Origin of the sequence: Pinirhizobacter sp. (assembly GCF_035317885.1) — a bacterium.
In the GTDB taxonomy this organism is placed as follows: domain Bacteria; phylum Pseudomonadota; class Gammaproteobacteria; order Xanthomonadales; family Rhodanobacteraceae; genus Pinirhizobacter.
In genome coordinates this window covers 21,976-30,149 of sequence record NZ_DATHFX010000390.1, presented here as the reverse complement: position 1 = coordinate 30,149, position 8,174 = coordinate 21,976, and the positions used below count along the sequence as shown (strand labels likewise).

At 65.2% G+C, this 8,174-nt stretch carries 11 protein-coding genes; 9 read left to right on the top strand and 2 right to left on the bottom strand.

Going from position 1 to position 8,174, the window contains the following annotated elements:
• Positions 1–283 (top strand): hypothetical protein (locus tag VK519_RS12970; protein WP_324350387.1); only part of this gene is annotated, 283 nt, incomplete at its 5' end.
• Positions 284–296: 13 nt separating this feature from the next.
• Here VK519_RS12970 and phhA read toward each other — a convergent pair.
• The gene (phhA, locus tag VK519_RS12965) at positions 297–1,184 is read right to left on the bottom strand and encodes a phenylalanine 4-monooxygenase (RefSeq protein WP_324350385.1); all 888 of its coding nucleotides are present in this window, start codon (positions 1,182–1,184) and stop codon (positions 297–299) included.
• 127 nt (positions 1,185–1,311) lie between these two features.
• On the opposite strand from phhA, the gene VK519_RS12960 reads away from it, so the two are divergent.
• From VK519_RS12960 to VK519_RS12950, 3 genes are read left to right on the top strand one after another with little or no spacing between them, the layout of a single operon-like run.
• On the top strand, positions 1,312–1,797 hold the full coding sequence (locus VK519_RS12960) for an Lrp/AsnC family transcriptional regulator (RefSeq protein WP_324350383.1): 486 nt from the start codon (positions 1,312–1,314) through the stop codon (positions 1,795–1,797).
• A gap of 13 nt (positions 1,798–1,810) precedes the next feature.
• Positions 1,811–2,632, top strand: a complete 822-nt coding sequence (locus tag VK519_RS12955; protein WP_324350382.1) for a lysophospholipid acyltransferase family protein — start codon at positions 1,811–1,813, stop codon at positions 2,630–2,632.
• A complete protein-coding gene (locus VK519_RS12950) occupies positions 2,629–3,633 on the top strand; it encodes a YheT family hydrolase (protein WP_324350380.1) in 1,005 nt (334 codons plus the stop codon). The genes VK519_RS12955 and VK519_RS12950 overlap by 4 nt, the downstream gene beginning before the upstream one ends.
• 71 nt (positions 3,634–3,704) lie before the next feature.
• On the opposite strand, the gene VK519_RS12945 is transcribed toward VK519_RS12950, so the two are convergent.
• Entirely contained in the window at positions 3,705–4,322 is a 618-nt protein-coding gene (locus VK519_RS12945) for a Yip1 family protein (protein WP_324350378.1), read from the bottom strand.
• Between the two features lie 160 nt (positions 4,323–4,482).
• Here VK519_RS12945 and VK519_RS12940 point away from each other — a divergent pair, with 160 nt between their 5' ends.
• The 5 genes from VK519_RS12940 (at position 4,483) to VK519_RS12920 (ending at position 8,095) form a co-directional block, all read left to right on the top strand.
• Positions 4,483–5,625 carry a PQQ-dependent sugar dehydrogenase gene (locus VK519_RS12940; RefSeq protein WP_324350376.1) on the top strand — a complete coding sequence of 381 codons (1,143 nt, stop codon included), beginning with the start codon at positions 4,483–4,485 and terminating at the stop codon, positions 5,623–5,625.
• 145 nt (positions 5,626–5,770) lie between these two features.
• Positions 5,771–6,151 (top strand): ElaB/YgaM/YqjD family protein, encoded by a 381-nt coding sequence (locus VK519_RS12935; protein WP_324350374.1) that lies wholly within the window; start codon positions 5,771–5,773, stop codon positions 6,149–6,151.
• Positions 6,152–6,193: 42 nt separating this feature from the next.
• Positions 6,194–6,682: an ABC transporter ATP-binding protein gene (locus VK519_RS12930; protein ID WP_324350372.1), complete on the top strand. Its 489-nt coding sequence runs from the start codon at positions 6,194–6,196 to the stop codon at positions 6,680–6,682.
• A complete protein-coding gene (locus tag VK519_RS12925; protein WP_324350371.1) occupies positions 6,636–6,932 on the top strand; it encodes a hypothetical protein in 297 nt (98 codons plus the stop codon). The genes VK519_RS12930 and VK519_RS12925 overlap by 47 nt, the downstream gene beginning before the upstream one ends.
• On the top strand, positions 6,929–8,095 hold the full coding sequence (locus VK519_RS12920) for an AI-2E family transporter (protein ID WP_324350369.1): 1,167 nt from the start codon (positions 6,929–6,931) through the stop codon (positions 8,093–8,095). Before VK519_RS12925 ends, VK519_RS12920 begins: the two co-directional genes overlap by 4 nt.
• The last annotated feature ends 79 nt before the right edge of the window (positions 8,096–8,174 follow it).

Sequence of the window (8,174 nt, the reverse complement as noted above, 5' to 3'; positions counted from 1 at the left end):
TGTCGCGACGATCCACGTCTTTGAGATGACGCGTGAAGTCGATTCAAAAGGGTATTTCATACTTCATCATCATCATCGCGTCGAAATGAGCATGCTTGGCGTGCATAGCGATTCGCTTCCCCGGCACTACACGGGCGACGTTCTTTCAGCCCTGTCCATAAGGCGAGACGGCGACCTCATAAGGGTCGATTTTGAGTCCCACATGGACAACGACGGCTCGATTTTATGCGAGCGCGTTCGATTGGTTAGCGTTGACCCATGCGATGGCGACGGGGTCGTTTGACCGGAATCCGCGCCTAGTTGTCGCCACCCGTAGCCCAGCCTTCTCGCGTACCACGCTGGTACACCTTGTCACCTTCCAGCACATCGCCCGCGGCATGCACTGGCCGCGTGGCCAGCTCCGCATAGAGCGGCGTGAAGTCCGGCCCGGTGGCATCGAACAGCTGCTCGAAGCTGTCGATCACGAAGTAGGTCTGCTGGTAGGTATCGATGCGGTAGCGTGTCTGCATCACGCGCGCCAGCTCGAAGCCGATGCGGTTGGGCGCTGGCGAATCGATGCTGTAGATGGATTCACCCTTGGAGCTCACGATCCCCGCGCCGTAGATGCGCAGGCCCGCGTCGGTGCGGATCAATCCGAACTCCACCGTGTACCAATACAGGCGCGTCAGGTTCATCAGCGCTTCGGGGCCGATGGCGTGGGCCTTCATGCCGCCGCGGCCATAGGCCTGCATGTAGTCGGCGAACACGGGGTTCAGCAGCAACGGCACGTGGCCGAAGAGGTCGTGGAAGAGGTCGGGCTCGGAGAGGTAGTCCAGCTGGTCCATCTTGCGGATCCACCAGCTCACCGGGAAGCGGCGGTTGGCCAGGTGGTCGAAGAACACTTCGTCGGGCAGCAGGCCTTCCACGGCCACCAGCTGCCAGCCGGTGGCCTCGGCCAGCACCTGGTTCAAATGATCGAAGCGGGGAATACCGCCATCTCCCAGGCCGAAGCGTTCCACACCCTCGAGGAATTCCGGGCAGGCATAGGCGGACAACAGGGCGCGCTGGCGCTCGTAAAGGATGTTCCACACCTGGTGGTCGGTGGCCGTGTAGTTGTCCCACGGCTGCTCGACCACGCCCGTGGCATACACCGGCACGTAACCGCGATCGGTTTGCTGGTGTTCGACGCGACGGGGGGTCTGCATGACGGCGGCTCGGTGGTGGTTTGGCCATCAGCTTAGCGGCGAATGCACGCAATGGGATTGTTTTATTGCATCGCATGGGGCATGTGGCGCAAGATATACGACATCAAAGCCACATTGACGCAATAAAGTGTCGATTTCCCTGGACAAGACCGACCTGCGCATTCTCGCCACCCTGCAAACCCAGGGCCGGGTGACCAACGCGGAACTGGCCGACATGGCGAACCTGTCGCCCTCGGCCTGCCTGCGCCGGGTACAGAAGCTGGAGGCGGAAGGGGTAATTGCCGGCTACGCCGCGCGTGTGGACCCGGCGGCGGTGGGCCTGGGGCTGCAGGCCTTCGTCCGCGTGCAACTGGAGAAGCACGACAACTCCAGCATCGAGGGCTTCATCGAGCGCGTGCGTGACTGGGAGGAAGTGGTCGACTGCTACGCCCTCACCGGCGACATGGACTACCTCATGCACGTGTACGTGGCCGACCTTGAAGGTTTCTCCCGCTTCCTCCTCGACCGGCTACTCAATGCGGCGGGCGTGGCCGACGTCAATTCAAGCTTCGTGCTGCGCACGGTGAAGCGTTCGGCGGCGCTGCCTCTGGCGGCTTCGCGCGCGGCTGGTTAATCTTGCAGGCTTGATGAACCCCGACGCTGCCAGCCAGGCACCCCCCGACCGCATGCGCCCCTGGCGCTACCTGTGGCGCATTCCGTTGCTCGTGCTGCACGTGTTGTTCGGCGTGCTGATCTGCGCAGCTGTCCTTAGCTGGTCTCAAGGGGTGATGAAGGACGGCCGCGAGCCCTTCGGCCACCGCACCATACGGCTGTGGTCCACCTGGCTGCTGCGCATCTTCGGCTTCCGCAGCCGGCGCTTCGGCAAGCCCCTGGCGGATCCGGTACTTTTCGTCGCCAACCACACCTCGTGGCTGGACATCGAGGTGCTGCACAGCCAGCGGGCGGCCTGCTTCGTGGCCAAGGCCGAGATCGCCGGCTGGCCACTGGTAGGCTGGATGGCCGCGCGCGGCGGCACCATCTTCCACCGCCGCGGCAGCAACCACTCGCTGGCCTCGGTGATGCAGGTGATGGTCGAACGCCTTCGCGGCGGCCGCTCCGTGGCGGTATTCCCCGAAGGGGGAAGCGGCTACAACGGTGTACTGCGCGTGTTCCACGCCCGCATCTTCCAGGCAGCGCTCGATGCCGAGGTACCCGTGCAGCCGGTGGCGCTGCGTTTTGCCAGGAACGGGCAGAGGGTGATCGACGTCGGCTTCCGCGAAGGCGAGTCGTTCATGGGCAATTTCCTGCGCATCCTGGGCGAGGCGCCGCTGGACGCGGAAGTCCATTTCCTGGAGCCCGTGCCCGCCAGCCCCGACGCGCGCCGCCGCATGGCCGAGGCCTCGCGCGCGCGCATCGAACAATCGCTGGGGCCGGTACCGGCTGCGGCAGGGGCCGGGGAACCGGCATGACCCTGCCGCGGGGGGCAGACTTCAATCCACCCTGGCCGCTGCGTAGCGGCCACATACAGACCATGCTGTCGTCGTCGGGCGTGCGGAGCTTCCTGTTGCCCAGTGCCGCGCACAAGGTGCGCGAGGGTGCCCAGAACGTGATGGTGGAAGGCGGTCCGGGCATCCGCCTGTCCGGCGCCTATACCGAGCAACGCACCGGGCGGGCTTCGCGAGGCCTGGCTGTGTTGTTCCATGGGTGGGAAGGCAGCGTCGACTCCACCTATGTGCTGCAGACCGGCAGCCGCCTGCTCGACGAGGGCTGGGACATCTTCCGGCTGAACTTCCGCGACCATGGCGACAGCCATCCGCTGAACGAATCGCTGTTCCATTCCTGCCGCATCGACGAAGTCGTGGTCGCGGTGGGCGAAATCGCCCGGCGCTGGCCGTCGCGCTGTATGGCCGTGGCGGGATTCTCCCTGGGAGGGAATTTCGCCCTGCGCGTGGCGATGAAAGCGCCGGCGGCGGGCATTCCGCTGGACTACTCCCTGGCCATATGCCCGATCATCGATCCGGCCGAGGGGCTGTTTTCCCTCGAGAAGGAAGCGCCGTGGTTCTACCACGCCTATTTCATGCAGAAGTGGCGGCGATCGCTGCGCATGAAGCAGAACGCGTTTCCCAACCAGCAGTACTTCGAGCTGGCCGAACTGAAGCAGAACATGCGCGACCTCACCCGGTCGCTGGTGCTGCGCCACACGGATTTCGACTCGCTGGAAAGTTACCTGGAAGGCTACTCGGTGGCCGGTGACCGCCTGCGCGGCATGACCTTGCCCGCCACCATCTTCACCGCCAAGGACGATCCGGTGATTCCCATCGGCGCGTTCCGCCAGCTGTCGCTGCCGCCGAACATCGAACTGGACATTGCTTCCCACGGCGGCCATTGCGGCTTCATCCGTGGCTGGGACATGACCAGTTTCACCGACGACTACATCGCCGCCCGCTTCAACGCGATCGCCGACGCCTGACCGGCGGCGGCGGGGTCACGGCGGCGGGGTCAGAGTTATAACTCTGACCCCCACCCCCTCCAACCCTTCCTTCAGTGCGGATGCGACAGCGCCGCCGCGGAGATCGCCGCGCCGCCGAGCACCAGGAACAGCACCAGGCCCACCAGCCACTGCAGCACCACCGCGATCACCACTGCCAGCGCGGTGTAGCCGGCCGATTTCTGCGGCGGGTTTTTCATCACCGGCGACATGCCCAGGTACATCAGGTAGATGCTGTACACGGCGCCGGCCACCGCCACCAGCCAGCCAATCCACGGCAGGATGATGAAGATGCCTGCCACCCAGGCGGCGGTGTAGGAATAAGCCACCACCTTCAGCGCCTGCACCATGTCCTGGCGGCCGTCGAAGGTCGACGCCAGGGCGTTGACGATCAGCGCCACCACGTACACCACCAGCAGGCTCAACGCGTAGGTGAGCACGGCCAGGATGATCCCCTGCGGGATCGGTGTGCGGATGGTGATGCCGAAGGCGCCGTTGCCGATCAGGCTATTGCGGATGAAACCCGCGATGGGCGGTATCGCCGCAAGGATGGCGATGTAGTTGAGATAGAGCCCCTTGATGGTCGCCGGCTCCGCTGCGATCAGCGGCCATTCGGTGCGTGGCGACGTCAGGATCTGCTTGACCCGGGTGATGATGCTTGCCTGATCCATACCTTCCCCTTCTTCCGGTTGAATGTTGTGCATCGCAAGATTTCCCCACTGGAGGAGTCTAGCCGAGCACGGCAGTTTCGCCACACCCGGCTACCGGACGATGGCAGGAGCGAGGGCGCCAGTAGTACCCTCAGCGGCCCAGCCGGCGAGAGTGGCCCTGATGCGCGCTTCCTTGATCATCATCCTGGGCCTCGTCGCCCTCGCCCCGGCGGCGTACGCCAAGCCTGAGCTGGACAAGCTCATCCTGCCGCCGGGCTTCCATATCGCCATTTACAGTGACGAGGTGCCCGATGCCCGCGAGATCACCGTCGGCGGCCATGGCACGGTTTTCGTTGGTTCCAGTGATGCCGGCAAGGTCTACGCGCTCACCGACAGCGACGGCTCGGGCAAGGCGAATAAGGTGCGCGTGGTGGCCAGCGGGCTGACCCAGCCCATCGGCATCGCCTTCAAGGGCGGCGACCTCTATATATCGGCGATCAGCCGCATCGTGGTGCTGCGCGACATCGAAAGCCACCTGGACGACCCGCCCAAGCCTGAGCTGGTGACCGACAAGCTCACCCGCGATACCCACCACGGCGGGAAATACCTTGCCTTCGGACCCGACGGCAAGCTGTACGTCCCGATCGGTGCGCCATGCAACGTCTGCGACCAGAAAGGCTACGCCAAGCTCACCCGCATGAACGCCGATGGCTCGGGCGTGGAAGACGTGGCGCTGGGCCTGCGCAATACCGTGGGCTTCACCTGGAACCAGGACGGCACGCTGTGGCTCACCGACAACGGGCGGGACATGATGGGCGACGACCTGCCCAGCGACGAACTCAACCATGTCACCAAACCGGGCCAGCATTTTGGTTTTCCCTACTGCCACCAGGGCGATACCCTCGATCCGGACTTCGGCAAGGGCAAGAAGTGCGCCGACTACACCCCGCCGGCGCTGAACCTCGGCGCGCACGTGGCGGCGCTGGGCCTGCGCTTCTATGAAGGCAAGGCATTTCCCAGCGACTACCGCCAGGTACTGTTCATCGCCGAACATGGTTCGTGGAACCGCAGCACCAAATCGGGCTATCGGGTGATGAGCGTGGACATCCAGGGCGATCGGGTAAGTGACTACAAAGTGTTCATCGATGGCTTCAAGCAGGGCGAGCAGGCCTGGGGGCGTCCCGCGGACGTCCAGCCACTGGCCGATGGCTCGCTGCTGGTGAGCGACGAGCTGGCCGGCGCGGTGTACCGCGTGACATACACCAAGGTTCCCGGCGCCCCCAAGACAGATGCACCGAAAAACGGCAAAAAGCCTGCAAAATGAACGCCCGCCGAGCGCGCGGCGGTTTTGCCCGCGCTTCGTTCACGCCCAGTGCGCGCGCACCGGGCGTTAATGGTTTGGCAAGACCGCGTGCCACTACTCTTTCGGTGGCTACGTGGCGAGCACCCCGCCCGGACTGGAGATTCCCATGAACAAGCAGGTCGAACCGGCCGTCGTCGCCGCCGCCAACACGGTCAGCGCCGCCGAACGCATCGAGGAGCGCGCCGAGCGCGTGAAGCAGGCCACCACCAGTGCGGTGGAGAAGACCAAGGACGCCGTGGATCGCGCCGCCGACAAGGTCGAGACGAGCTTGCACAGCGCCACCGACAAGGCGGCTGCCGGCGCCACCCATGCCACGGAAAAGGTCAACGAATACAGCGAACGCGCGCGTGAAGTGGTTGGCGATGCCCGTGAGCGCACCGACGAATGGCTGGAGACCGCCCGCGAATACATCCGCGAGAAACCGGTGCAGTCGCTGGCCATCGCGCTGGCCGCCGGCTGGGTTGCCGGCCGCATCCTGCGTCGTTGATCATCACGCACCTGTATTTGACCAAGCGACCAGGGGCGGCGGATGACTGATCCAGGAACTGCCGGCGTACCGCCGCCGGAAGATTCGCCGAGCCCGCCGGAACCGTCGTGGACGGCGGAGCTGGGCAAGCTTGCCCACGGGATCCGGCAGGTCTTCGGTAGCCACTTCAAGCTTTTCGGCGCCGAGGTAAGGCTGGCCAGGAGCGGCGTCATGATGATGCTGTTCATGGCGCTGGCCGCCACCACCTTCGCGGTGGCATTGGGCCTTACACTGCTGGCGCTGCTGGGCTGGGGTTTGGCCCAATGGTTCGGGTCATGGGCCTGGGCGCTGGGCGCGCTGGCGCTGATCCAGTTGCTGTTGTTGTTGGGCGCCATCACCGTCTTCAAGCGGTGTATGGGCTGGCTTGGCATGCCGGTGACGCGCGCGGAAGTGCGCGCCCTGGTGCACGAGGCGACCGAACGTGGTCGAAGGGAGGGGGCAGAAAATGAGCGTCTTCAAGAACATCGCCGCCGTCCGCCTGGCCCAGGCTGAGGTCCGTGCTTCGCGCGAGGCCGTGGCCGCACCGGCCGCTGCGCTCTATGCCAAGGGCTACGAGCATCCGTTGACGATCGTGTCCGCCGCGACCGGCGTCGGCGTGGTGCTGGGCATGCTCGATATCCATCCACTGCGCGTGCCGGGGCTGGTATCGGTACTCTCCGGCGGCGCGACGGAACTGGCCAGCCGTGCGGTCATGCTCGCTGCCGGGAGTTTCATGGGCAGCGGCGACGGCACCGATCCATGAGCGACCCGCAGGCGACACCGCTCACCCCGGCTACGCCCACCGTGGCCCCCGGCGCTGCGGTCTCGTCCAAAGCCCCCCTCCTTCGCGAACATCATCGCAAGCTCAACGGCACGTCGATCCGCCGCATCTCCCGGCACATGCGGTCGATCCGCATGGTGCTGCAGACGATGCTGTTCCTGGCCATCATTTACACGGTGACCATCGGCAAGCCGCTGTTGATCCCCCTCCTGCTGGCGGGCTTCATTGGCCTGGGGTTGAACCCCATCGTTTCGTTGGGCGCGCGGCTGGGTGTGCCGCGTTGGCTCAGCGCCTGCGTGGTGATGCTTGCCCTGGGCACCGCGGTTGGCGCCGGCACCAGCATGGTGGCGCCCGCGGCGCTGAACTGGTTCCACCAGACGCCCGAAGCCATGCGCCAGCTGGCGCCAAAGATCAAGCCGATGACGCAGCAGCTGGAGGCCGCCAGCCGTGCCACGCAAAACCTGGTGGGCGGCAATCCGCGTGCAGGGCAGCCGGCGGCGCCGGTAGCGGTATTCAGTTCATGGGATGTCATCACCGGTGCGCCGAAGGTGATGGCGAGCGTGCTTACCGTGGTGCTGCTGGTGTTCTTTTTCCTGATCTATGGCGATGAGCTGTTGCGGCGGGCGGTGGAGGTGTCGCCTACCTTCGCCCAGAAGCGGCATACGGTAAGCATCGTGCGAAGCATCCAGTCGGAGGTATCGCGGTATCTCTTGACCACCATGGCGATCAACGCCGGCCTGGGCCTGGTTACCGCGGCGATGCTCTACGGCTACGGCGTGCCCGATCCGCTGCTATGGGGCACGGTGGCCATGCTCTTCAACTTCGTGCCTTACGTGGGCGCCATTACCACCACCGTAGTGTTGTGCCTGGTAGGCCTGCTGCACTTCAACGACGCTGGCACGGCGTTGTTGCCCGCGTTGAGCTTCGCTGCGATCACCGCCATCGAGGGCAACGTGATCACCCCGATGATCCAGGGTCGCCGCATGCGGCTCTCGCCGGTGGCCATCCTGCTGTGGCTGCTGATATGGGGCTGGCTGTGGGGTATCCCGGGCGCGCTCTTGGCAGTGCCGATGCTCACCAGCGCCAAGCTGGTGGCCGCGCGGCTACGGGGTTGGGAGTGGTTCGCCATGATGGTGGTCCGCTAGACCCCGGGGCGGCGGCACGGCTTCGCGGCGGCCGGCATGGCTGCTATCGTCAGGAGAATATCCCGCGAGCGAATCCATT

What these genes read in the sequence shown, in the direction of transcription:
- VK519_RS12935 (WP_324350374.1), top strand. Translation starts at nt 5,771, where the DNA reads ATGAACAAGCAGGTCGAACCGGCCGTCGTCGCCGCCGCCAACACGGTC.
- VK519_RS12950 (WP_324350380.1), top strand. Translation starts at nt 2,629, where the DNA reads ATGACCCTGCCGCGGGGGGCAGACTTCAATCCACCCTGGCCGCTGCGT.
- VK519_RS12945 (WP_324350378.1), bottom strand. Translation starts at nt 4,322, where the DNA reads ATGGATCAGGCAAGCATCATCACCCGGGTCAAGCAGATCCTGACGTCG.
- VK519_RS12930 (WP_324350372.1), top strand. Translation starts at nt 6,194, where the DNA reads ATGACTGATCCAGGAACTGCCGGCGTACCGCCGCCGGAAGATTCGCCG.
- VK519_RS12925 (WP_324350371.1), top strand. Translation starts at nt 6,636, where the DNA reads ATGAGCGTCTTCAAGAACATCGCCGCCGTCCGCCTGGCCCAGGCTGAG.
- VK519_RS12940 (WP_324350376.1), top strand. Translation starts at nt 4,483, where the DNA reads ATGCGCGCTTCCTTGATCATCATCCTGGGCCTCGTCGCCCTCGCCCCG.
- VK519_RS12955 (WP_324350382.1), top strand. Translation starts at nt 1,811, where the DNA reads ATGAACCCCGACGCTGCCAGCCAGGCACCCCCCGACCGCATGCGCCCC.
- VK519_RS12920 (WP_324350369.1), top strand. Translation starts at nt 6,929, where the DNA reads ATGAGCGACCCGCAGGCGACACCGCTCACCCCGGCTACGCCCACCGTG.
- phhA (WP_324350385.1), bottom strand. Translation starts at nt 1,184, where the DNA reads ATGCAGACCCCCCGTCGCGTCGAACACCAGCAAACCGATCGCGGTTAC.